At 45.3% G+C, this 24,186-nt stretch carries 22 protein-coding genes; 18 read left to right on the plus strand and 4 right to left on the minus strand.

Features of this window, described 5'->3' with window-relative positions:
- Positions 1–240: 240 nt before the first annotated feature.
- On the plus strand, positions 241–1,269 hold the full coding sequence (spoIID, locus tag ACXAEA_RS02715; protein WP_475094402.1) for a stage II sporulation protein D: 1,029 nt from the start codon (positions 241–243) through the stop codon (positions 1,267–1,269).
- A 67-nt stretch (positions 1,270–1,336) separates the two neighbouring features.
- Here spoIID and ACXAEA_RS02720 read toward each other — a convergent pair whose 3' ends face one another.
- Positions 1,337–2,269, minus strand: coding sequence for a nuclease-related domain-containing protein (locus ACXAEA_RS02720; protein ID WP_475094403.1), 933 nt, complete (start codon positions 2,267–2,269; stop codon positions 1,337–1,339).
- Between the two features lie 361 nt (positions 2,270–2,630).
- Positions 2,631–3,068, minus strand: a complete 438-nt coding sequence (locus ACXAEA_RS02725) for a VanZ family protein (protein ID WP_475094404.1) — start codon at positions 3,066–3,068, stop codon at positions 2,631–2,633.
- Between the two features lie 320 nt (positions 3,069–3,388).
- Between ACXAEA_RS02725 and ACXAEA_RS02730 the strand changes: the two genes are divergently transcribed.
- From ACXAEA_RS02730 to ACXAEA_RS02760, 7 genes are all read left to right on the plus strand, one after another.
- Positions 3,389–4,318 (plus strand): peptidoglycan DD-metalloendopeptidase family protein, encoded by a 930-nt coding sequence (locus tag ACXAEA_RS02730; protein ID WP_475094405.1) that lies wholly within the window; start codon positions 3,389–3,391, stop codon positions 4,316–4,318.
- 127 nt (positions 4,319–4,445) lie between these two features.
- Entirely contained in the window at positions 4,446–6,446 is a 2,001-nt protein-coding gene (locus ACXAEA_RS02735) for a penicillin-binding transpeptidase domain-containing protein (protein ID WP_475094406.1), read from the plus strand.
- Between the two features lie 300 nt (positions 6,447–6,746).
- Positions 6,747–6,929 (plus strand): hypothetical protein, encoded by a 183-nt coding sequence (locus ACXAEA_RS02740; protein ID WP_475094407.1) that lies wholly within the window; start codon positions 6,747–6,749, stop codon positions 6,927–6,929.
- A 170-nt stretch (positions 6,930–7,099) separates the two neighbouring features.
- Positions 7,100–7,402: a DUF4212 domain-containing protein gene (locus tag ACXAEA_RS02745; protein WP_475094408.1), complete on the plus strand. Its 303-nt coding sequence runs from the start codon at positions 7,100–7,102 to the stop codon at positions 7,400–7,402.
- Between the two features lie 41 nt (positions 7,403–7,443).
- Positions 7,444–9,114 (plus strand): sodium:solute symporter family protein, encoded by a 1,671-nt coding sequence (locus ACXAEA_RS02750; protein ID WP_475094409.1) that lies wholly within the window; start codon positions 7,444–7,446, stop codon positions 9,112–9,114.
- On the plus strand, positions 9,095–10,981 hold the full coding sequence (locus ACXAEA_RS02755; protein WP_475094410.1) for a DUF294 nucleotidyltransferase-like domain-containing protein: 1,887 nt from the start codon (positions 9,095–9,097) through the stop codon (positions 10,979–10,981). The genes ACXAEA_RS02750 and ACXAEA_RS02755 overlap by 20 nt, the downstream gene beginning before the upstream one ends.
- Before the next feature lie 128 nt (positions 10,982–11,109).
- Positions 11,110–11,775 (plus strand): 3'-5' exonuclease, encoded by a 666-nt coding sequence (locus tag ACXAEA_RS02760; protein WP_475094411.1) that lies wholly within the window; start codon positions 11,110–11,112, stop codon positions 11,773–11,775.
- 79 nt (positions 11,776–11,854) lie between these two features.
- Here the strand turns inward: ACXAEA_RS02760 and ACXAEA_RS02765 are convergent, their stop codons facing one another.
- A complete protein-coding gene (locus ACXAEA_RS02765; RefSeq protein ID WP_475094412.1) occupies positions 11,855–12,643 on the minus strand; it encodes a LysM peptidoglycan-binding domain-containing protein in 789 nt (262 codons plus the stop codon).
- Positions 12,644–13,038: 395 nt separating this feature from the next.
- On the opposite strand from ACXAEA_RS02765, the gene spoIIID reads away from it, so the two are divergent.
- The gene (spoIIID, locus tag ACXAEA_RS02770) at positions 13,039–13,311 is read left to right on the plus strand and encodes a sporulation transcriptional regulator SpoIIID (RefSeq protein WP_031307660.1); all 273 of its coding nucleotides are present in this window, start codon (positions 13,039–13,041) and stop codon (positions 13,309–13,311) included.
- 232 nt (positions 13,312–13,543) lie between these two features.
- Here the strand turns inward: spoIIID and ACXAEA_RS02775 are convergent, their stop codons facing one another.
- The gene (locus ACXAEA_RS02775) at positions 13,544–13,882 is read right to left on the minus strand and encodes a hypothetical protein (RefSeq protein WP_475094413.1); all 339 of its coding nucleotides are present in this window, start codon (positions 13,880–13,882) and stop codon (positions 13,544–13,546) included.
- A gap of 407 nt (positions 13,883–14,289) precedes the next feature.
- Here ACXAEA_RS02775 and essC point away from each other — a divergent pair, with 407 nt between their 5' ends.
- From essC to ACXAEA_RS02820, 9 genes are all read left to right on the plus strand, one after another.
- The gene (gene essC / locus ACXAEA_RS02780; RefSeq protein WP_475094414.1) at positions 14,290–18,909 is read left to right on the plus strand and encodes a type VII secretion protein EssC; all 4,620 of its coding nucleotides are present in this window, start codon (positions 14,290–14,292) and stop codon (positions 18,907–18,909) included.
- Complete coding sequence (locus ACXAEA_RS02785; protein ID WP_475094415.1) at positions 18,902–19,153, plus strand: methyltransferase; 252 nt, start codon at positions 18,902–18,904, stop codon at positions 19,151–19,153. The genes essC and ACXAEA_RS02785 overlap by 8 nt, the downstream gene beginning before the upstream one ends.
- A 167-nt stretch (positions 19,154–19,320) precedes the next feature.
- Complete coding sequence (locus ACXAEA_RS02790) at positions 19,321–20,061, plus strand: hypothetical protein (RefSeq protein ID WP_475094416.1); 741 nt, start codon at positions 19,321–19,323, stop codon at positions 20,059–20,061.
- Positions 19,979–21,472, plus strand: coding sequence for an Mbeg1-like protein (locus tag ACXAEA_RS02795; protein ID WP_475094417.1), 1,494 nt, complete (start codon positions 19,979–19,981; stop codon positions 21,470–21,472). The genes ACXAEA_RS02790 and ACXAEA_RS02795 overlap by 83 nt, the downstream gene beginning before the upstream one ends.
- A 3-nt stretch (positions 21,473–21,475) precedes the next feature.
- Complete coding sequence (locus tag ACXAEA_RS02800; protein WP_475094418.1) at positions 21,476–21,667, plus strand: hypothetical protein; 192 nt, start codon at positions 21,476–21,478, stop codon at positions 21,665–21,667.
- Positions 21,668–21,713: 46 nt separating this feature from the next.
- Positions 21,714–22,016: a WXG100 family type VII secretion target gene (locus tag ACXAEA_RS02805; RefSeq protein WP_475094419.1), complete on the plus strand. Its 303-nt coding sequence runs from the start codon at positions 21,714–21,716 to the stop codon at positions 22,014–22,016.
- 30 nt (positions 22,017–22,046) lie between these two features.
- Positions 22,047–22,349, plus strand: a complete 303-nt coding sequence (locus tag ACXAEA_RS02810) for a pore-forming ESAT-6 family protein (protein ID WP_475094420.1) — start codon at positions 22,047–22,049, stop codon at positions 22,347–22,349.
- Positions 22,350–22,461: 112 nt separating this feature from the next.
- Entirely contained in the window at positions 22,462–22,746 is a 285-nt protein-coding gene (locus ACXAEA_RS02815) for a hypothetical protein (protein ID WP_475094421.1), read from the plus strand.
- Complete coding sequence (locus tag ACXAEA_RS02820; RefSeq protein WP_475094422.1) at positions 22,739–24,172, plus strand: DUF6382 domain-containing protein; 1,434 nt, start codon at positions 22,739–22,741, stop codon at positions 24,170–24,172. The genes ACXAEA_RS02815 and ACXAEA_RS02820 overlap by 8 nt, the downstream gene beginning before the upstream one ends.
- Positions 24,173–24,186: the final 14 nt, after the last annotated feature.

Consider the following 24,186-nt stretch of genomic DNA (forward strand, 5'->3'; position numbering starts at 1 on the left):
CTACTCATAAAACCGGAGAATTGTGCTTTTAACGTATAGTTCTGCGGTTTTTTGATTTTTAAGGACTGGATCCAGCCCGAAAATTCATGTCCAATTTCGTAATTTGGTTTTGCCTGACTTATTATGAGATTTGAAACCGTCTACTATTCAACAATTTATGTCATAAATGCTTGTCCGCCTCCATATGAATGGAATGAGACGGTTTTCGGCCGTAATAATTTCATAATGGAGGCTTTTTCTATGTTAAAATTCAAACCATTCATCGTACTAGCTGCAATCCTTTTCGCTGTCACGCTCCTGATCCCATCCTTACTGGTCCTCCCTTTTATGGAAGAAAAGGCGGGCGGAAAGCTTGGGGAAGAGCTGAAAAGCGTAGCGAAGGATGCTGCCGCTGTCCCGACTGCAGATTCCGCAGTGGAAGTTGCTGTGTACAGGACGGCATTGTCTAAGACAGAGAAGCTTCCTCTGGATGAATACCTAATTGGCGTAGTTGCCGCCGAGATGCCGGCCGAGTTCGAGCTTGAGGCGTTGAAGGCGCAGGCACTGTCAGCCAGGACCTACTATGTAAAACAAATGCTGAGCCCGAATACAGTAGGCGTTCCAGAGGGCGCACAGCTGAATGATACCGAAATCCATCAGGTCTATAAAAATAAAGAAGAATTGAAAAAACAATGGGGCGTCGATTACAAATGGAAGATGAAGAAAATCGCCGAGGCAGTAAAAGCAACCGACGGCCAGGTGCTCACCTTTGACGGAGTCCCGATTGATGCGACCTTCTTTTCAACATCAAATGGATTCACTGAAAACTCAGAGGAATACTGGTCGAATTCACTGCCATACCTGCGAAGTGTAGAAAGTCCGTGGGATCTGGAGTCTCCGAAGTTCCGCAGCCAAACCGTGCTGACCGTCGCTGAGGTGGAATCCAAGCTTGGTGTCAAGCTGCCGAACTCAGCAACAATCGGGAAAGTCATCTCAAGAACAGCCGGAAACCGCGTAGCAAAAATCGACATCGGCGGGAAGGTCCTTACGGGAAAGGAAGTTCGCGAAAAACTGAACCTGCGCTCAAGCGACTTCAGCTGGGAGCTAAAAGGCAATAACGTCGTCATCACCACCGAAGGCTTCGGCCACGGCGTCGGCATGAGCCAATACGGCGCAAACGGCATGGCCACCGAAGGGAAGACCTACAAAGACATTGTGCTTCACTACTACAAGGGTGTTGAGATCAGCGAAGCGGATACCATGCTGGCGAAAGTGACGGCGCAAAAATAAAGACGTGGCCAGGGTAGAAAGCGCCCTGGCTTTTTAGCGCGATTCAGTTTGGTGGATGGAGATTTTATTATTTCGCGGGTTTGAAAAATGTTTCGATGTCAGGTGGCATGTGGTAGATGCGGCCCTTATTGGAGCCTGTGAAGGGGAGACTCAGTGAGAATAAAATGTTCGTGATAGTCTTAGATGATACACCGGGGCAAAACTCTCTGCACATCTTATTTTTAATAGTAGGACTTATAAGGAGGAAAAATTCTTTTACAGTTTTATGATGAGCCGTTTTGGATTTATGCTCACACACTGGGCAACGCCAAACCCATTTTTCCCGAAACATGCCATATGTTAAACAAGAGGGACATTGAACACCTTTTTGAAGGTCGTCTGGGGTTAGGGAATACTGTTTTAGAATATCAGGGTGGTGAGGAGAATGGTTCTTTAGTAGTGACCTGGATATCTTTTTTACTTCTTTATCAGTAAAACTTGGATTTGAAATGGTTTCATCGATCTGAAGAACTCGGCTTAATAATACATCCCCTTTTACAATCAAATTATTCAGGGACCGATCACTAACCTTGATAATAGTAGAGGGATTACTTATGGCAACGAGATAATAAATGGGAGGGATATTGAATTTATGGTTCTGCAGCCACCTTTTCAAATGCCAGGCTTGCATTCGAACTTGGTTAATGGGATTATCGTATGATTTTTCTTGATCATCCTTTGTTTGAATCATTTGTTCGGAATGTTTGTCGAAGAAAAGGGTTCCGGAATAGGCTTTCGTTTCAATTAGAAGAATATAGCGAAGAGTTAGGATGAGGGTATCAATCTGAAAATACCATTTTTCATCTACAAGGCGTAAATCCCGAAAGATATGGAAACCTTTTTCGGGTAAAAAACTCAGGCGGTAGTCCGTCTGCAATTCACCCTTATAACCAGCACGCCATGCTTTGTAATCTTGTTCAATGAATGAGGTTTTAGGATGATTTGGGATGATTCTTTCCATTAACGCCTCATACATGAGAAGTCGTATCGGATATGTCCTTTCTTTTTCAATCAAATTGGTCACTTCCTTATTAGTTTTTATATGGATTCTTTAATTGCACAGAAAACACCTGTTGAAATAACTATATTATTATGAATTTTTTATGTCCGAATTATTATTTTTAATTATATCTCCGGTTGCAGCGAATATTTCTCCAGTTGAAGAAATTTTATCTCCGGTTGAGCAGTTTTTTTCTCTGGTTATGCTCGTTTTATCTCCGTTTTAAGTTATACCCACACTAAAAATACAAAAAGCCAGCCTCAATCAAAAGGCCAGCCCCTTAAAAATCGTAACTAATAACGATCTTAAAAATAAATCAAAACTAAAATCCCCGAACTCTCTCCTCAATCCCACGCAAAACCCTCCGCAACCTCGCGAACTTCCCGCTGAAGTAAGCATGATGAATGAAGTGCGAGGCCGCTAAAACCCCAATTACATCTTTTACAAAATCAATAACAGTTGCGGATCGATATGGAACGAAGCTTTGATGGATTTCATCTAGCAGGCCGTACAGGACGGCCACGCCCATGAATACAAAGCTCATCACAGGTGTGAAGCGTCCGGTCGTCAACGCAGCCAGGACAAGGAGCGCATACAGGATACCGAATTCAACGAGGTGGAGAGATTCTTTTATAAACCGGTCGACACCCTGGTTTGGCAGCTCAACCAATGCATCGGATGGATTGCTGGACATAATCCAGATTGCCGCCATGTAGGCGAAAGGAAGAATTCTTAAAAACCATACTAATAACTTTCTCACGTTAAACCCTCACTTTATAGTAATATTCCGAACAGGGCGGGAATGGTATGTAAAAGCGATGCCTCGAAAAGAAGGAGAAATGCCTCTCAACGTCATACCCTGAACAGAGCAGAATATGCCTCTCAAGGTCATATCCTGAACAGATCAAAATACGCCTCACAGATTCCCAAGTAATAACTTCAGCAGAGCCCTAAACCCACCCAAAAAACTTTCTTGCATAAAATCTGCACCTTTGTCGAAAAATAAGCAGTAAAAAATTTTTTCAACTCTATGTATATATTTTTTCGCATCTGTTCAAACTGATTGCTGAGGTGATGAAAATGAGAGAGGAAGAAAAAAGATCTTCTCAAGACAAAAGCAAGAACAGCTTTTTCAAGAAGCGGTGGGTGTATCCAACAGTTTATATTGCTAGTGCCGCAATCATTCTAACTGGTGTCCTGTGGTATCAAAACAGCGCAAGCGACAACCTTGATCAGTCCGAGTACAAAGCGACTGACATGCCTGGCAAAAAGATGAATGAACAGCCAGCAGTTGAAGTAAACCGCGCGATGGAGAACTTCGTAATGCCAGTGGTGAATGAAGACGATGCTGTCATCCAAATGGGATTCTATGATAATGACAGCGACGCGGCTGAGCAAGAAGCAGCTCTAGTGTTCTATGATAATACGTACCATCCGAACACTGGATTAGACATTGCTTCGAAAGACGGCAAGGAATTTGATGTTATCGCATCACTAAGTGGTACTGTCACTAAAGTCATGGAAGATGGTTTACTTGGAAATGTCATCGAAATCGAGCACGACAAAGGTATTGTAACACAATATCAGTCAGTGAAAGACTACGAAGTTAAGGTTGGCGACCAGGTTGAGCAAGGACAAGTCATTGCGAAATCCGGAACAAGCCTGATCAATGAGAAGGCTGGCAACCACGTACACTTTGAGATCCGCAAGGACAATGTCCCTGTCAATCCGCATGAGTACTTCAACAAATCTCTAAGCGAGTTGCAGGAAGCTCAAGTGACGGAAGAAAAAGCTTCATCCGATGCAGATGCAGGAAAGTCTGAAGAAGCAACGGAAGAAGATGCTGAAGGAACGACTCCATCAGAAGAAGGTACTGAAGGGTCAACTCCAGCAGAAGACAAGCCTGCCGATGACAGCTCTGATAAAAAAGAAGCTGGCCAAGATGAAGATAAAGATGCAGGCGAAGACAAAGATTCTTCAACTGACTCAGACACTTCAAGCAACTCTTAATAAAAATCTAACATTTCAGAACCTGCCTTGCTATAAAGGCGGGTTTTTTTATTGGAATAATAAGAAAACCCCTAAACTTAATTAAAAAGCAAAACTATGGTAAAATCAGACAGAAGGAGGGATACATATGAAACGGGCAATATTCATGATCTTGTCGATGCTGATTGCGGCAATCATTTCAGGCTGCAGCAAGGAGCCGACTCCCGAAGAACGGTTTTCGCAGTATGTAAAGCTTTGGAACGAACAGAAGTTTGAAGAGATGTACGGGTTTTTATCGGAGAAAGCGAAGGATTCCATTACGAAAGAGGAATTCGTCAATCGCTATAATAAAATTTACAAAGATTTAGAGATTGACAAGCTGAAGGTGAGCTACAAACAGCCTGAAGAAGAAAAGGAATATGAAGAGAATGCCGATCTTCCTTTTTCAGCAAAAATGGAAAGCGTCGCTGGTCCGATCGCATTCGACCACACAGCGACTCTTGTAAAAGAAGAGCGTGACGACAAAGCCAATTGGTATGTCGATTGGAATACGACTTATATTTTTCCGGAGCTCGGAGCCGGGGATAAAATCAGCTTCAAAAATGTCCAGGCGGAACGCGGCAGCATCCTTGACCGCGAAGGAAATGGCCTCGCCATTAATGGGACAGCCGTCCAGGTCGGCGTAGTCCCTGGACAAATGGGCGAGCAAAAAGCGGATTCCATTAAGAAGCTTGCGGAGCTTCTTGATATGACCGAGGAGCAAATCGATAAGGCGATGAACGCAGGCTGGGTAAAGCCAGACCTGTTCGTGCCTCTGAAGAAAGTTTCGAAGACAGACAAAGCGCTCCATGAGAAGTTGTTCGCACTCGATGGAGTGACAAGCCAGATGGTCGGGGCAAGGGAATATCCTTATGGCGAAGCGTTGTCCCACCTAATCGGCTACATCGGGCCAATCACAGCCGATGACCTTGAAAAATTGGAGGGAAAGGGCTACACAAGCACAGACATGCTTGGCCGCCGCGGCCTTGAACAGGTTCTTGAGGAGCAATTGAAAGGAACGAACGGTGTCAGGGTTTCGATTGTAAAAAAAGATGGAACAGTTAAGACGCTTGCAGAGCAGCCGGTACAGAACGGGCAGGATGTCAAGCTGACGATCGACGTTATTGCACAGCAGCAGTTATATGACCAGCTAAAAGGGAAAGCGGGTACTTCTGCAGCGTTCAATCCAACAACAGGTGAAACTCTGGCACTCGTCAGTGCACCAGGGTTCGACCCGAATGAAATGACGCTGGGAATCTCTCAAAATAAGCGGAAAATGCTAGAAGAGGATCCGCTCCAGCCATTCCTTAATAGATTCAAGCTGACGTATGCGCCAGGATCTGTATTAAAACCCGTCACAGCAGCAATCGGACTGGAAAACGAAAAGCTCCAGCTTGATACTGCATATGACATCACCGAGAAGCAATGGCAAAAAGATGCTTCATGGGGCAAGTACAAGGTGACGAGATATTCAGATGTAAAAGGAAGCATCAATCTCGAAAAAGCGCTGATTTATTCGGATAATATTTACTTCGCACGGGCGGCGCTTGGTATGGGGAATGACATTTTTACAGAAGGCCTGAAGAAATTCGGCTTTGAAGACCAGCCGAAATACCTGTACCCAATCGAGCCATCACAAATCGGAAAAATCGAGAGTGAAATCAGTCTGGCGGATTCTGCCTACGGCCAGGGACAGGTTGAAATGAATATCCTTCATCTGGCGGCGGCTTATTCGCCACTGGTGAACAAGGGCAATATGGTAAAACCGATCCTGAAGCTGGATGAAGAGAAGGGCCAGGTCTGGAAGGAAGGCTTGATCAGCGCTGAAAATGCTGCTGCCCTAAATGGTATGCTGACAAAGGTCATCACCGATCCAAAGGGAACGGCACACAACGGCCTGATTGCCAACTACCCGCTTGCCGGGAAAACAGGCACTGCGGAGATTAAACAAAAGCAAGGCGAAAAAGGCAAGGAGCTTGGCTGGTTCGTCGCTTACAACCCGAATTCAACGGATATGATTGTCGCGATGATGATCGAGAACTCCGGGTCAAAGGATGTTGTGACGCGCGTGAAGGAATTTTATGAGTTAAGAATCAATAGTGGATTATAAAATGCAAATCCGGTCTTTATGGAGACCGGATTTTTTTTATGCAGCTATATAATCGTTATAGACTCGCCAAATCTATGGAAGTAATGTCGTTTCAGCAAATTTTTTTTTCGACAAACATTCTCGTCCCGAAACCTTTCCAATCCTAATTGTATAGACAATTTTTTAACGTTCGTAAAAATATCGACATAGTAAACGGTTACATTTTTTGGATGTTATACCTTGACCTGCTTGGGCATTATATGGATAATTAAATTAAATTTTCTAAAGATTTAGTTAAATTAATAAGTTGGAGGAATTGATTTGATTATTCTTATTGGCTTGCTGATCATTACAGGCATGAGCCTTTTCCTTGGTTTAAGGAAAAACAAGGTCATATTCCTGGCCATCCCGTTCGTTAGCATATTTCTCTACTTCCTCATCCAGATCATCATGGTTCCGGCTCCATTTTTCGAAACGCTAAAATTCATCTTCAGCCTCAGCTAATCTATTACTCGTCGTCCAATCCCTGGTATCAACTTTGCCTGGCGCAAAGTTCATATAACTCAAATTCAAAATAAAGGAGTGGGGAGTTTCCGCCCAATGATTTGAAAGACTGTGTCCGTCATTCATTAGGATTATTCAAAGGGGATTAGCAAACACAAAGGGGTGTAATTGTGAAGAAAATTGATAAGTCCGTTGCTGACGCTTATTTTCGAGAAAAAAACCGTAACATGATCATTTACTTCGCGATCTGGTTCCTCGTTTCGTTCGGAGCGGTGATGATCGCCGAGCCGTTGAGTGAGTTTTCAATCGGGGGATTCCCGTTCCACTACTTCATGGGAGCACAGGGAGCGGTCCTGACTTTCATTATCCTGCTTTTCGTCAATGCAAAGGTTAGCGATGGCATCGACAAAAAGTATGGAATCGACGAAGAAAAGAATGTCCGTTTAAGTGAAGGAAAAAGCCTGGACCACTAAGCTTGTGAAATATAAAAGAGCGTTGAAAAAGGGGGAGAACTTTGGATACACAATTCTTGGTCTCATTATCTATTATTTTAGCCACTTTTGGTTTGTATATCGGCATAGCGCTATACAATACGGCGAAGGCGACTTCTGATTTCTATGTAGCGGGACGCGGTGTACCGCCTATTTTTAACGGGATGGCGATTGGTGCTGACTGGATGAGTGCGGCTTCCTTCATTGGAATGGCCGGTACGATCATGCTTCTCGGATATGATGGACTTGCGTATATCATGGGCTGGACGGGCGGTTATTTGCTGCTTACCTTCCTCCTTGCTCCACAGCTGAGGAAGTATGGGCGATACACAGTTCCTGAATTTATCGGCGACCGTTTTAACAGCCATACGGCCCGCGTCATCGCGGCGATTACAACGATCATCATCAGCTTTACGTATTCAATCGGCCAGCTTTCCGGTTCCGGCGTGGTAATTGGGCGACTGTTCGAAATCGATGCGAAGCTTGGAACGATGATCGGGGTAGTTTTGATCGCATTTTACGCTGCATTTGGCGGTATGAAGGGAATTACATGGACTCAAGTTGCGCAGTATATCATTTTGATCATTGCGTATTTGATTCCGGTCATCTTCATGTCCCTTCAGATTACGAGCAGCCCGCTGCCATGGCTTTCCTATGGTGAGCTCGTCGGCAAGATGGGTGAGCTGGACCGTGAACTTGGGATTTCTGAATACTTCGCTCCATTCACGAACGGCACGAAATGGCAGTTCCTTGCCCTTATGTTTACATTGATGGCCGGTACGGCGGGACTTCCGCACGTCATCGTCCGCTTCTATACTGTTTCAACGATGAAGGCTGCGCGCTGGTCTGGTGCATGGGCACTTCTATTCATCGGCTTGCTTTACCTTTCTGCACCTGCATATGCGGCATTCTCACGATTCATCCTGATGACAAAGGTTGCCGGCAGCAAAATCACTGAGCTTCCTGCCTGGACGAAAACATGGGTTGATACTGGAAAGCTCCAGCTCGCTGATGGAAATGGTGATGGCGTCCTGCAATGGAAGGAACTGATCATCTCCAACGATATCGTCGTTATGGCGACTCCTGAAATCGCAAACCTTGGTGTGTTCGTCATCGGCCTTGTAGCGGCAGGCGCTATGGCCGCTGCGCTATCGACTGCCGGAGGTTTGATGATCGCGATTTCTTCCGCTTTTGCCCATGACATTTACTACCGTGTCATGAAGCCAAATGCGACTGAAAAAACTCGTTTGAACGTAGCGCGTATTTCAATCGTAGTCGCTACATTGTTCGCCGGCCTTATTGCGCTTGACCCTCCTGGAGCGATCACGCAAATCGTTGCCTGGGCATTTGCACTTGCAAGTGGAACTTTCTTCCCGGCACTGATCCTCGGTGTATGGTGGAAACGTTCGAATGCTCAAGGCGTAATCGCAGGGATGCTCGTGGGTCTTGCAGTGACATTAGCCTACATTTTTGCTGCAAAATACGGCGGCTTCACGATCCTGGGCATCATCGACACAGGTGCCGGCGTATTCGGCGCTACGGCTGCCATCCTAGCCAATATTGTTGTTTCCCTTGCGACTCCGGCTCCATCGCAAAAAATTCAAGAGGAAGTACTCGACCTTCGCTATCCTGAACAGATGGTGTATAAGAACGGTGAAGTTTGGATGAATGACGATGCAACAAAAGCTCAATAGTGAAACGTGGAAGGCTGTGCAGTTCCACCCCTTATTCAAGGGGGTGGATGAACGCACGGCCCTTTCCCTTGTCGAGGAATGTGAAGCTTTTACCTATGGAAAAAGAGAAATGATGCTCCACGCGGACACAACGCGCCAGGGGCTTTTGCTGATTTTACAGGGAATCGCTGAAGTATTCGTAAAAAATGCAGCTGGCCAGGAAGAGGTGCTCGAGGTCATTCAAAAAGGAGAAATCGTCGGTTTTTCGAGCCTGGCCGATTTCCTTGGGTTGATAAAATCGGAGAAATCTCAGCCGTCTGTTGAGGTTCGCGCAGTTGAAGAAGTCCAAGCTTTGCTGATCCCTTTTTCCGTTCTTGCAAAAAGATGGGATGACCAGGATGTTCACGATTATTTGCTGACACAGGTTTCCATGCGGCTGAAGGATGTATATGGATCGCTTGCCGAGCAGGTGAAAATGGCAAAGGGAATTGGTGAGGGCGAAATGATTTTAGCGAGGGTACAGGATCTGATGTCTGAAAAAGTGGTATCGGTCACGCCGGAAACTAGCATCCAGGAAGCGGCGCAGAAAATGGCCGGGCATAAGACGAGTTCGGTGCTGGTTGTGGAAGGCGGCAGGTTAAAAGGGATTATCACCGAAAGGGATATCGTCGGACGGGTCGTTGCGAAGGGATTGTCCTTTGCTGAACCATCGAGGCTGGTAATGACAGAGAATCCTGTGACAATCTCGAGGTTCGCGTATTACTACGATGCTTTATCGGAAATTTTACTGAAGGGGATCAAGCATCTGCCAGTGGTCGATCACGGTCAAATATCAGGTATCGTCTCACTGACCGATTTGCTTCGGAAAAAGAATGACAGCCTGATGAAAACCATCAAAAAAATCGAGGAGGCGGATGAAGCCAGCCTGCCTGATATAAAGGCAGCAATCTATGAAATTACCGAAACGCTGCTGCGGGATCGGGTTCCTGCCCTTGCATTGCTCGATATCGTTACCAAACTCTATGACCGACTGATCGGACGGGCTATTGAATTATCGGTTGATACACTTCGCAGAGAAGGATTTGAATCGCCTGTCCCTTTCGCATTTTATCTGATGGGTTCCAGCGGGCGGGGCGAGCAGTTCATGCTGACAGATCAGGATCATTTCCTTGTGTACGGAGAGACGGAAGAGCATGGTTACTTTGAAAAATTAGGTGATGAGATCACCAGTAAGCTTGAGATAGCTGGCTACGCCCGCTGCAAGGGCTTGATGATGTCGAGTGAGGAGCAATGGAGGGGAACGGTACTGAAATGGCAGGACCGAGTCCGGAAATGGATGCTGCAATCGACAAGCGAAAATATTATGCTGGCACAGAATTTCTTCTCCTATCGTTTCGCGGCAGGAAGTGAAACGATCCATCGAGAATTCGAAGCGAAAATCACGGAATTGCTCGATCGTTCGAAAATCTTCCTCTACCGGATGGCCCAGGCAGAAAGAGAGCAGGAAATCCCGACGCTCGATGAGCCAATCCGAGCATTGTTCAAGCTTGGCCGGAAAAGCATCGACATGAAAAAAGAAATCTTATTTCCATTCCACCACAGCCTGCAAATTCTGTCACTTTATTACGGAGGAATCCCTGGAACACCTCTGGAGAAAATCGCTAGTTTAAAAGACAAAGGCATCTTCACAGAAGGATTCAGCCACGACCTGAAAGAGGCATTCAATCACGTACTGGAACTCTACATCAGACAAAGATGGGGAATTAAAGACGGCAGCTCTGTCCTATCATTTTCAACCATGTCCACCAGGCAAAAAGAAGAGTTGATCTTAAGCCTGCGCACCCTAAGGGAACTTCAGGCTATGGTGTTTGCGAGATTTTCAGTATAGTAGGGCAGTTCAGCAAAAATCGGTGGGGAAAGTTATCAAGGTAGAGATTCAGTTGTGGTGGAAGTAGCAATAAGGGAAGTGTTCGACAAAAATCGTCTGGAGGCAGGCGCCAAAAAAAGGAGGCTGGCATGTTTTTTCAACGGAGAAGTATTTCCTGCTCGCTTAGGTACGATATGATTCCTTTATCGACTTCAATCGATGATCTTGTGTTTGTTGTTTTCGACACGGAGACGACTGGTTTCCAGGTTGCGACGGCTGATCGGCTCATTGAAATCGGCGCGGTTCCGGTTAATGGGCTGAGGGTGTTTGAAAATGACAGATTCCAGACATTTGTGAATCCAGGGCGACAAATTTCTCGGGAAATAATCGAGCTGACATCGATCACGAATGAACTGGTTGCAGGGGCTCCAGCTGCTCAAGAGGCCATCGCTGACTTCTTTGACTATGTGGAATCGCATGAGGCTGTATGCTTGGTCGGGCACTATGTGGGCTTCGATCATCTTGTCCTGAAAAGCGAGTTGAAAAGGGAAAAGCTGGCGCTGAAGAAACTATTCACGATCGATACCCTCGATTTGATCGGCTTTATTGCCCCGTCCTACGATATGCGCGATCTTGAGCGATATGCAATGGCGTTCGGCACACGTATTTATGACCGCCACAGTGCAATAGGGGATGCATTGACCACAGCGTACCTGTTCACTGAACTTTTGCAGCAGTTTAAAGACAGGGGGCACACAACCTGGGGCGAGCTGATCAAAGCAACGGACAGCCAGGCGCGGTCGATGCAGTTTTAGGATCAGTGGTCCCGGAAAGAAGCATATGAAGATTTTTAAAATTAAAACCCATGGCATTTCGCCACGGGTTCTTCATCATTTAATGTATATTAATCAAAGCCCCATTCTTAAAAGCTATGAGAAGTTGCTGCCCTGCCAGCTGCTGATAGTCACTCGCTGTTCCATAAGAAACCTTCAAGGGAATTGCCTTTCCCTCAGTTTCAAACTCGACAGTAAAATTATCGGCTGCCCCGACTACCTCGGCTTCGATGATCTCAATTTCGCCTGGAATTGCGAGCTGCTGGCCGATCAGCACCATGTCTTCCCTCAAACTATTGGCTTCCTTCAATTCTTTCACACTAACACCAAAACGCTGCGAAATATTAAATAATGTATCTCCAGGATTGACTCCATATATCCCTTCATTAGCTTCATAAAAGTGAGTGGGAACAAATAGGGCTTGTCCAATAAAAATGGATTCACTCGCCAATTTATTTTCGTTTATTAAATCCTTAACGGTTACTCCGTATTTTTTGGCTAAAGAAAAAAGTGTGTCTCCTTTTTTTACAATATAGATTCCGGCTTCAGATTGAGCAGGTACTTCAAGCTGCTGTCCGACTTTAATAATTTCAGAGGACAGCGAGTTCGCTTCCTGAAGCATCTCTACCGTTGTATCAAAATTTTTCGCAAGGCTGTAAAGTGTGTCACCTTTTTTGACGGTATAAATGGCCCCGCAGGCATCGGCTTTCTTTTGCCCAATGCCAAGCAGCAGTCCTGTCGCTACCGAACCGGCAACTGCGGCACCAATGACCTTTCTTCTCCGCTTCATAGCTGCTTTGCGTTTTTGTGCTCTGATCCTTTGGTTTCTTGTTTGTCTGTATGTAACCAAGGTTGTCTCCCCCAATGTAAAAATAAACTCCTTTACAAAAGTTCGAAGCAAAACAGGTTTTTTTGGACATAAAAATGGGTAAGCAGGAAATTTTTTCACCTAAAAATAGTTGAATTTTTCAAAAAATTTCACAATACCTTGTCCCTATTGCTTTTTTCGTGCATATATCCTCAACCAAGCTAATAAAATGTTACAAACCTGACAAAGAGAGTGTTTGAGGTGAGGAATCGTTTGAACAATATGAGGATTCAGCCGGGGACATGATTAATCATAGTAATTTCCAGAAGGTACATCCTTCTGCCGCAATGGGGAGTTTTTTGCGGAATGCAGTATTGGCCGATAAAAGCGAGTCTCATTTCACACTTCTCACATCCAATTTAGGGAGGGCGAGTGGTGTGCACGATTACATCAAAGAGAGAACAATCAAGATTGGAAAGTATATCGTGGAGACGAGAAAAACAGTTCGCGTCATAGCGAAGGAGTTTGGCGTATCCAAAAGTACAGTCCATAAAGACCTGACAGAAAGATTGCCTGAAATCAACCCTGACCTTGCCAATGAAGTAAAAGAAATCCTTGATTATCATAAATCGATCCGCCACCTCAGAGGCGGCGAAGCCACAAAAATGAAATACCGCAAAGAGGAAAGGGAAGAAGAACCGGTAAAGTGAAAAAATCAGAATTGAACAGATTGGAGGGACCGTAATTCAGCTGTGGTATAACTGCCGACATCAAAATAAAAAATGCCCAGCTTAGATCCAGAAAAGCCGGGCATCGCCACAAAAGGCGTGTATGATTCTGCTTTTATACATAGCGGAGGCTGCCGCCTTTTTATCATGGAGAAAACAGAGGGACGGTTCTTGTGTTTCAAAACACAAGAACCGTCCCTCTGTTTCTGCTTTTCTACTTCAGCCTTGCTTCTTTCAGCCGGGCCTCTCTCTCAGCTGCCGCTTTTTCTGCGGCCGCCCGCTCCGCTGCTTCGCGAGCTTCTTCCTCACGGCGAATTTCATTAGCAACTGCTACGATATCAGGCCCGATGGTGAATAGCAGTGTCTGCAATTCAGAAATTTCCCGGCTGATCCCGTCGATTGCCTTGTTGATATAGGCCATTTCCTCAGCCTTCCACCCGCTGTTCAGATTCCCTTTGAAGTCCTGAAGCCTGCTTTTTATATCGTTTAAATCCTGCGCATAATCACTTATTCTACTAGCCTGTGAATAAGCCTGGCCAACATTAATCTTCATTCTGGATCACCTGCTCAAATATTAGATTCTTTGATTATAAAAGGTCATTGAAAATATTTCCATTGAAAACAAGGAAAAAATATAAAAATATTTTGGTTAAATTTGGTTTCAATTAATTCTGTTCAGGGTAAAAAGGACTAGATTTGTGCTTTTCACTTATTCCTTTTAACTTTCTACCCATTTTCTCCATAATTAACCACAACAAGATTAGGACTAATTTCCCTATTTTTCCAAATTAGGGGGTAATCAGTTGAATAAAGTTCCTTATATTGTAAGATATTTATATATTTAGAGATGCATCAATGGTTAGATGTAAAATTACACTTTTTGAGTTAAAATGGTAAAAAATATCAAATTACCAATATACATACCTTGAAAATATAAGAAAAGGCTGGGGAGGTATTGAGTTGATTCTCACACTTTTTGACCGGAATCGCGTCTTCGATCTGGTGCTGCCTGAGCGCGTCACTGGAAGATACATACTGAATACAGAGGATAATGACAAAAATCCAATTGATATGCTGGCTGTTGAAGCTGAGGATGGCCAGTGGTACTTAAAATCGAATAAGAATGCATTCCTGAAAGATCCTGCAAACGAAATACAATCAAAGGCCCTCATAGAACCATTCAAAACGTATACAATCCACCGTAACGATGGCCAATCGGCTCTGCTTTATGTCGAGCCGCAGACGGCTGACCGGAACGAATTCACAAAACATATCGCTACTACCAATACCCTTAAGGTCGGGCGCTCCCAGGACAGCCAGATCTGTTTTTCGAACAAACTTGTCTCCGGTTCACACTGTGTCATTGAATATAGCAGCAATGGCGATGTTGTCATCAAAGATTTCAACAGTTCGAACGGTACATATGTCAATGGAGAAAGAATCAAGGAAAAGGCGCTTGCTGTCGGTGATGTCATTTTCATCATGGGACTTAAAATCATTTTCAATGGCCGCCTGCTTTCACTGAACAACCCACATAAATCAGTGTTCCTTGACCGGAACGCATTCAACTCTTTTATCGCTGAAAAGCCGGTAATTGAAAAAGAAATCAACCTCGACGAAATTCATATCGAAGAAGAGAACGATCAGCTTTTCTACCGTTCGCCGCGCTTCAAGCGGGATATCGAAAATACAACAATTAAAATTGATCCGCCGCCACAGCAGCCAAATCTAGATGAAACGCCCTTGATGCTGCTATTGGGACCATCCGTCACGATGGGGATGGCCTCAATGTTCACAGGACTCCTGACACTGCAGAATGTGATGCGTAACGATGGGGATATCATGCAGGCGATGCCTACGCTTGTTATGTCGCTGAGCATGATGATCGGGACCGTACTCTGGCCAATTTTAACAAAAAAATATGAGAAAAAACGCCGCATCAAGCTAGAAGGCATCCGCCAGGAAAAGTATTCAAAATACCTTACAGAAATGAAGCAGGTGATCGCGGATGAATGCAAGCACCAGAGCGAAATCCTGTTTGAGAACCATGTCACACTGGAAAACTGCCTGACAAGAATCAAGCGCCGCCAGCGTAACCTTTGGGAACGCGGAATCGGGCAGAATGACTTTTTAAAGGTGCGCCTTGGAATCGGCGACCTGCCGCTCAATGCTGAAATCAAATTTCCGGAAAAACGCTTCATGCTTGAGGATGACAACCTTCAGGATGAGCTCTATCAGATAGTGGAGAAGCCGCAGATTTTAAAAGATGTTCCAGTCACGGTCGACCTGACTGAAGAACGAGTCAGTGGGATCATTGGCAGAAGGGAAGAAGTGAAGAGCTTCGTCCAGGGGCTGATTTTTCAGCTTACTGCATTACATAGCTATGACGAGTTGAAAATGGTGTTCATTTATGATGAACACGAGCATGATACATGGAAATTCGTGAAGTGGCTGCCTCATGTTTGGGATGACGGCAAGACGATCCGCTTTGTCGCCACTGATGCGAATGAGATCAAAGAGCTTTCTTCTTATTTTGAAAAAGAAATAAGTTCACGCCAGGCGCTTGCAGAGGAAGACCTGGAGGAAATCAGCCAGCATTACGTGGTGTTCTCGATGAGCAAAAGCCTTGCTGCGAAGGCTGAGATGATCAATCTAATTTTAAAAGAAAAGAAGAATATCAAGTTCAGTTTCATTGCCTTATACAATGAGCTGAAAAACCTGCCGAAGGAATGTACGAATGTCATCGAGCTCGACAAGAGTTTCTCGAAAATCTATGACAAGGATGATATTTCCGGGAAATATGTGGGATTCAACGCGGACAGCTATCTGGAGGAGAATGCTGAAGAGCTGGCGGTAAAATTGGCCAATATCCAGCTGAATACCTCAGAGAAGGCTTATACCCTGCCAGATATGCTGACATTCCTGGAAATGTTTGGCGTTGGCAAAATTGAGCACCTCAATGCGCTGACAAGATGGAAGGAAAACAATCCGGTCCATACAATTGAAACGCAGATTGGTGTTGACACGATGGGCGAGCCTTTCATGATCGACCTTCATGAAAAATACCACGGTCCGCACGGCTTGATTGCCGGGATGACCGGTTCAGGTAAGAGTGAGTTCATCATGACGTTCATTTTATCGCTTGCAGTGAATTACCACCCGGATGAGGTTGCGTTCATCCTGATTGACTATAAGGGCGGCGGCATGGCGAATGCATTTGAGGAATTGCCGCACCTGGCAGGTACGATCACGAACCTCGATGGGGCAGCTGTTAACCGCTCATTGATTTCGATCCAGAGTGAGCTGAAACGCCGCCAGGCTATTTTCAGTGAAACGAGCAGGGTCGTTGACCAGAGCAATATTGATATCTATAAATATCAGAAGCTATACCGCGAAGGCCTGGTAAAAGAGCCGCTGCAGCACTTGTTCATCATTTCCGACGAGTTTGCCGAGCTGAAGGCACAGCAGCCTGAGTTCATGGATCAGCTCGTCAGTGCAGCGCGGATCGGCCGAAGCCTTGGTGTCCATCTGATCCTGGCGACACAAAAGCCGTCCGGGGTCGTGGATGATCAGATTTGGAGCAATAGTAAATTCCGCATCAGCTTGAAGGTGCAGGAAAAAGCGGACAGTATGGAGGTCATCAAACGTCCTGATGCCGCTGAACTGAAGCAGACCGGACGATTCTATCTCCAGGTCGGCTTCAATGAATTGTTCGAGCTTGGGCAGTCGGCATGGGCTGGCGCACCTTACTATCCGTCCGACAGGGTTGAAAAGCATAAGGATGACAGTGTAGTCGTCATCGATGACCTCGGCCGCGTTATTAAAAATGCCCGAATCGATAAGCGCAAAACGATGGTGAAAAATCCGCCGAAGCAAATCGATGAAATCACGGAATACCTTGCAAAAATGGCACAGCAGGAGAACATCAAGGTCCGCCAGCTGTGGCTAGAGCCGATTCCGGAGCTCGTTTACGTTGATAAACTGAAAAAGAAATATAGAGTCGCCCAGCAAGGCTTCGAGCTTAACCCGATCATCGGGGAATACGATGACCCGGCGAACCAGAGGCAGATGGTCATGCGCATGCCGATTACTCAGGAAGGCAATGCGGTCATTTACGGAATCGCCGGCAGCGGAAAGACAACGTTCCTGACAACGATGCTTTACTCGCTGATGGAAGAACATACGCCGAACGAGGTCAATTTTTACCTGCTCGACTTCGGCTCTGAAACGCTGACCTGGTTCCGTGAAGCACCACATGTCGGCGATGTCATGCTATCGCACGAAAGCGAGAAAATCCACAACCTTTTCAAGATGCTGACAAGCGAGATTGAACGGAGGAAGAAGCTGCTTTCGAATTACGGCGGCGATTTTATCACATATAACCAGATGTCCGGTGAAAGTCTGCCATCGATCATGGTCGCGATTCATAATTACGCTGCGTTCTCCGAGATGTTCGAGGAGCTCGAGGAAGCCGTTTCGTTCCTGACGCGCGAGGGATTGAAGTATGGCATTTACTTCATCGTCACTGCGATCAATACGGGCGCGATCCGCTACAGGCTGCTGCAGAACTTCAAGCAGATGTATGTGCTCCAGCTGAATGACCAGAGTGAGTACTCAGGAGTGCTAGGCAATACGGACGGAGTGTATCCATCGAAATCGAAGGGCCGAGGCATATTCAAGACAGACACGGCGTATGAATTCCAGACGGCTCATATCACAAGCGATATAGACAATATGTACTCCTTCATCACCGATTATTGCAAGAACCTGCGTGAATCATGGACGCAGCCGGCCGCAATGCGCGTCCCGATCCTTCCGGAAAAAGTGGACCTGGACTATCTGCGTGATGAAGCAAGAAATATGAACAGCAACCGAGTGCCGGTCGGCATCGAAAAACACTCGCTGAAGACTGCCCATTTTGATTTCCTTGGTTCCTATGTAAATGTAGTCACCGCGCAGCAAAACGACCAGTGTTCAAGCTTCATGCAGGGAGTCGCTGAAATCTTCACCGCCTCAGAAGGCAGGGAGCTGATTATCATCGATCCTAATGAGCACTTCGCGGCGGGCCGCACGCAGGATTACAAGTATGTTTGCAAGCCTTCGGAACTTGAAGACACCATCGTCTACCTGTTTAACACGCTTGTTAACCGTAATAATACGACGAAGGACGCAATTGAAGCGGGCGAACAGCCGCCAGTGTTCGGCAACATCACTTGCATCATCGATTCCTTCGCCGATTTGATGATGTACCTGTCGCCGGACGGCCAGGATAAGCTCAAGGTCTTTCTTGAAAAAGGCAATGACCTGAACGTTAACCTGATCATATCCGACAGTGCCGATAAACTGAGCTCCATCTCATTTGAAAGCTGGTTCAAACAGCACGTATCGCTAGGCGATTTCATCTGGACAGGCAACGGCATCACCGACCAGTACGTGATGAAGCTAGTCAAAGTTACAAACGATATGTACCAGGAAATCCCGCCAGGATTCGGCTACGTCGTGACAAAAGGAAAACCAGTACTAGTGAAGTTGTTATCCTCAGTCGAAAGCAAGAAAGAGGAGGTAGCGTACCATGGATAAGGTGCTAGTAGAGATCTTCATCCCCGCCTCAGAAAAATCATACGACGTCTTCCTGCCGCTCGAAAGCAAACTGCACGAAGTCGTCTACCTATTAGCCGGCACCATGACCGAACTCTCGCAAGGATACTTCTCAGCAACACACGACACCATCCTCTGCGACCACAAAACCGGCACCATCCTAAACATCAACCAGACCGTCGAAGAAATTGGATTGATGAACGGGGCTAAATTGATGTTGATATAGAAACAGGGGGACGGTTCTTGTGTTTCAATAATATGAAAGTAAGACCATGGGAGACGGTTTTAAAACCGGACGATCCTCGTTTTTAAAAATATCGAAGCAGCGGGACGGTTCTCCTGCTTCCAAAAGAATCGTTTCTTGTTAAGGGAAAAACGGAAGGTGTGGAGAAAGTGAAAAAATGGATCATGCTGACTGCGTCAATTTTGTTCGTAATCATGGGAGGGGCGGGGTGTATGAGTTCGGAGAGTAAGGTAATAGAGCACTTGGAAGATAAATATAATGAGAAGTTTGAAGTTGAAAGCACGAAAGAAGGCAGTGTTATTTTTCCAGAGATGTATGGAAAAGACAAAGTTATGGCTCACCCAGAAGGAAAGCCAGAGCTTGTCTTTCTTGCAGGTGAAAGCAGAAATGAAGATGGTGTATATTATGACACCTACATTTTATCAAGATGGTCGAATCAGCTTGATCAACTGTATAAAGATAAGGTAAACCAGGCGTTCAACGAAGATGTTGATTTCAAGACAATGTTGTTTGTAGAAGAAGAGAAATATTCTGCAGAAAAGAAAGATTCTTCTGTAAGTGACTTTTTGAAAAAAGATGATAATGGTGCGTTGCTTACCTTGAACATTGCAGTAAAAACGGAGGGTGAACCGGAAGTTGAACAATATTTGGAGCCGGTTTATCAACTGCTGAACGAGCTCAAGAATTCGAACGCGAAATATTATGGTGTGACCGTCGGCTTTGTGGACAGCTCAGAAAATATCTCAGACTATATAAGGACCTCCAATGTGAACAATATTGACTGGTCAAATCTGGATGCTAAGGTGCATGGAACGATTATGGTTGATGATTCAATGGAAATTAGCAATCCTGAACAGGTTAAAGAATATTATCAACCGCATGAGGGGTGAGGATATGTCCCTTGATCAATTAACCGATGAAGAGAAAAATGTCCTGCTGATGTTGTCCTATTATGATTTGCCTAATAATCAGCCTCTTAGCGGAAAGAGTATTGAGCGGATTTGGGACTATGCAAAAATGAGTGCTGATAAAGATGAAGCAAGCTTTAAACAGCTCGAAGCATTTTTTACAAGTGACAGTTTCAAGAACTCCAATCTTCAAAATGTGAAATTATCGGGATACCAGAACCATAACCCGAATGAAGGCAACAATACAAAGGGTGGCTCAAACTCCGGCTTTGTTGGTTACGCATTTGAAGACAAAAGCGGGAACGCAACTGCTGTTTTCCGAGGCAGTGAATCGATGGGGGATATGGGCCATCTAAGTACTGATTGGAAATCCAACGTTGATGCTTCAGTTGGAGTGGAAATCAAGCAGCAGAAAGAGGCCAATGCGTTTTATCAACAGTATCTGGGAGGGGCTTCAGGAGAAAGGTTATTGCTTGGCCATTCTAAGGGTGGCAATCTGGCGGATTATGTCTTCATCAACAACCTTGATGATAACACGAAGGCATATGTAATAAATGCTGCTCCATTATATTGGTGGTCGTTATCAAAGAAGGAACAAGAGGCGTTGATGGGAGACCGGCATGATTTTATCGTTTATGCATATGATCCAGTTTCACAGCTGGGCAAAGTTCCGTATGTCGATAAAACGGTCGGTCTAAATGGAGATTATGATATCAAAGCTCCTTTTTATCCTCATTCACTGACGAGCAGTGCTGGCTTTGATGAAAATGGCAATTTCAAAGTTTATGAGAATGGTCAATCGTTTGAAAGATACGTTTTAAATAATATGATTTTCGAAGATTTATTTTATGAATTATCCACCTCCAATCCTGTGCGAGCCTATAAAACGGCATATGTTGTTGCTAATGCGGCAGTCAATGTCATGCATTATGCGGCAAAGGAAATGGCTGCGGCTGCTCATTTAATCCGGGAACAAACTGTGAAACTAGTGGTTGAGCTGGCACAAATGAAGAAGGAACTTGAACAAAAGGTAAACTCCTTCCTGGTCGGCCTGATTACAAAGTCAGCTGTTAAGATTAGTAAATTCATTGACTCACTCAACGGCGGAGGGTTCCCAATCGAGCCCTATATAAAAGTCGACATCCCAAGGCTGTTCTACTACGCCAACCGGCTTCGTTTGGTGCAAAGGCGGATTGCCCAGCTCAACGACATGATTGATGATCTGTACTGGGAAGCGGGAGTTGCTGGCCTTGATAACGTCCTTGCGGCGGATATCAGCACATCGTTTGACTTCCGAATTCCGGAAAGCATCAATTACCTTAACCGTACTGCTGAGCTTTTACAGAATAGTGAAAGGTACCTGGCCGGGAAAGCCGGTTCGATTGGAGGCTAAGAGATGGATGCGAAAGTGAGAAGCAAGATTAATAGAATTGCAGCTGAGGCGAATGCCATCGCCATGGAGCTGGAAGAAATCTCGAACGGCCTCAGTCATGAATTCAAAGGGATCGGTTCGGTAAAAGCGGCATCGGGGTTGCGAAGTTCAGCAGAAAAGTATCGCTATGTAAGCTATAAGTTAAGAAGAATATGACTCTTTTAGAGTTCATATAAATATCACTTTAAAGGAGGTGAAAAAGATGGCGAGATCAATCACAGTTGAACCAGCAAAGCTTGATGCGACTGCAAACAAGATTGACCAGCAGGCAGCTGACTACGAAAGAACGTACAAAGCTCTTTTCAGCGAGGTTGAAGGAATGGGCGCTGCATGGCAGGGTACTGACAACATGGCATACGTGTCCCAGATCAAAGGCTTCATGGACGACTTCCAGAAGATGACTCAGTTAATGAGACAGTACTCTGAGTTCCTGAAGATGAGCGCGAAGACATACCGCGACACGCAAAACGAAGTCATTAACCAGGCTAAGAGATTGAGCAACTAATCCTTAACATAACGCAGGAGGTGAAATACATTGGCAGGAGATGGAATCAAAATCTCGCTTGGCGAGGTTAGCAAAACGGCGGGCCAAATCCGCAACCTGAACCAGCAATTATCCACTAGACTCGAAGAAATCAAGAAAGACATGAACGCACTAGCGTCAACATGGAACTCTGATGCTTCCAACACCGTCCGCGGCAACTTCAACTCACTTGCTCCACGATTTGAAGAATATCGCCAGGTGGTCGACAGCTACGCCAAATTCTTGGATAACACTGTCACAAACTACAACACGGCAGAAACAGCGATCAACAACAACGCTAGCTCTTTTAAGTAAGTTCTTTTACAGAGGGTAGGGGCAAGCCGCGTGTGCAGTTTGCCCTTCTGTAAAATGAATCCCTGCAAAGTGGGAAAAGCATCCAATGGGGATTATCCGCAGTTGAAAGAAGATGGAAAGCGTAACAACGGAAAGTACCCGTGACCGAGTTGGTAGAAAGGGTCCCAACAATGCGGCTTCATGGAATAAAACGGTCTCAACCGGAGAAAAAATCGTCTCAACTGGAGATAAAAGTTCTCCAACCGGAGAAAAAATCATCTCAACTAGAGTTAAGAGTTCTCCAACTGGAGATAAAAATTCTTCCACGATAGATAAAATCATATTGTTCAAAAAGAAGAAGTTCGGTGGACCAAACCCATACATAAATTCAAAATTGGAGTCGAAAAGCGATGATTAAACATGTGGAGTTTAAGTTAGAAAGCTACGGAATCTCAAAATTCCTTTATTTTCATGCGGGAAGCAAGGCAGACATCGATGGCGGCCAAGTCGAGCTGTTGAGAACGAGTCGAATTCCCGGAATCCTTCCTTGCCATGCGATTTTAGAGGGGGACAACTGCTTTCTTCGCTATGACATGATTTCCGACAATACACTGGAAATGCTGAATTCCACGCCAGCCAATAAGGAGCAGCTATACAACAGCTTCCTCAATATTGCCGAAACTTTGGCGGATGCTAAAGAATGCGGCCTCGACATTGAGAATTTTGTGTTCAGCCAGCGTGACATCTTTATTGATAATTTTTCAAACAGATTAGTTTTTATCTACCTTCCTGTAAAAAATAATATTTTTGAAAAGGGATCACTTAAAGAATTCCTCTGGGAATTGATGCGTTCGGCTCCTTATGATGAAGAAGATGATGCGGTATTTTTTATTAAACTGCACAACTATTTAATTGGAACAGAAAACGTCACCCCAGAAAACCTCCTGGAAAAATTGAGTGAGCTGGCGGCGGACGAAATGATCGAGCGTAAGCCTTATCAGATGCCGGAAAAACAGGTTACTGAGGCAGCTAACTCAGCGGCAGGAACTGAAGGAGTGACTGCAAAAGCAGCAAATGAAGGTGCTATATCAAAAGCAACATCTATAGCAAAAACAACATCAACCATTCCAACAGCATCCACAGCCGCAAAAGCATCGGTAATCCCAATGGATGAAAGCGAGTCGGAATCGCCGGAACTCGAACCCATGGCAATCAACCCTAACTTCTACAGTCCGGGCAGCGAGGTCCATACCGTCAAAACGAGCGTCGATAACGGCGTGCTGACCTCCGAATACACGAGCCAGAAAAAGGATGTAAAAACAGGCCGCAATCTGGAAATCGAAGAAGAGGTCAATTACAAGCGGATTACGAGGGCAGAGCTTGGCGAAAATAACGCGCTTTTAAAAGAAGCCGCTGTACTCGGCGGAGGCACGTCGATTAACATCCAGCCGGCACTTTCGAACATCGAACCAGATCATGAAGGCACCACGGTGCTGGGAATGCTATCCGTTGAAGAGGATGAAGGCACAACGACGCTCGGGCACGCAACGCGCAGACCATTTTTGCTCGCAGTGTCCAAGAACGAAAAAATCACGATTGCCAAAGAATTTTTCAAAATTGGCCGCGATCCGGTGAGAGCAGATTTTGCCTCGGAAAATAAGGTGATCGGCCGTGTTCACGCGCATGTGATCACAGCGAACGGCGAATATTTCCTGGAAGACAATCACTCAACCAACGGCAGCTACGTGAACGGCGTGAAGGTGTCGCCGAAGGAAAAGGTCAAAATCAAACACGAAGACAAAATAAAGCTTGCGAACGAGGAGTTCATCTTCAGGCTATATTAAAAAAATGCCTGATG

The organism is Mesobacillus sp. ABV4_180 (genome assembly GCF_056158485.1).

Coding starts and splice junctions, on each gene's coding strand:
- spoIID (WP_475094402.1), top strand. CDS start 241: ATGTTAAAATTCAAACCATTCATCGTACTAGCTGCAATCCTTTTCGCT.
- ACXAEA_RS02720 (WP_475094403.1), bottom strand. CDS start 2,269: ATGGAAAGAATCATCCCAAATCATCCTAAAACCTCATTCATTGAACAA.
- ACXAEA_RS02730 (WP_475094405.1), top strand. CDS start 3,389: ATGAGAGAGGAAGAAAAAAGATCTTCTCAAGACAAAAGCAAGAACAGC.
- ACXAEA_RS02735 (WP_475094406.1), top strand. CDS start 4,446: ATGAAACGGGCAATATTCATGATCTTGTCGATGCTGATTGCGGCAATC.
- ACXAEA_RS02755 (WP_475094410.1), top strand. CDS start 9,095: ATGCAACAAAAGCTCAATAGTGAAACGTGGAAGGCTGTGCAGTTCCAC.
- ACXAEA_RS02760 (WP_475094411.1), top strand. CDS start 11,110: ATGTTTTTTCAACGGAGAAGTATTTCCTGCTCGCTTAGGTACGATATG.
- ACXAEA_RS02775 (WP_475094413.1), bottom strand. CDS start 13,882: ATGAAGATTAATGTTGGCCAGGCTTATTCACAGGCTAGTAGAATAAGT.
- ACXAEA_RS02785 (WP_475094415.1), top strand. CDS start 18,902: ATGGATAAGGTGCTAGTAGAGATCTTCATCCCCGCCTCAGAAAAATCA.
- ACXAEA_RS02795 (WP_475094417.1), top strand. CDS start 19,979: ATGGAACGATTATGGTTGATGATTCAATGGAAATTAGCAATCCTGAAC.
- ACXAEA_RS02800 (WP_475094418.1), top strand. CDS start 21,476: ATGGATGCGAAAGTGAGAAGCAAGATTAATAGAATTGCAGCTGAGGCG.
- ACXAEA_RS02805 (WP_475094419.1), top strand. CDS start 21,714: ATGGCGAGATCAATCACAGTTGAACCAGCAAAGCTTGATGCGACTGCA.
- ACXAEA_RS02815 (WP_475094421.1), top strand. CDS start 22,462: ATGGAAAGCGTAACAACGGAAAGTACCCGTGACCGAGTTGGTAGAAAG.
- ACXAEA_RS02820 (WP_475094422.1), top strand. CDS start 22,739: ATGATTAAACATGTGGAGTTTAAGTTAGAAAGCTACGGAATCTCAAAA.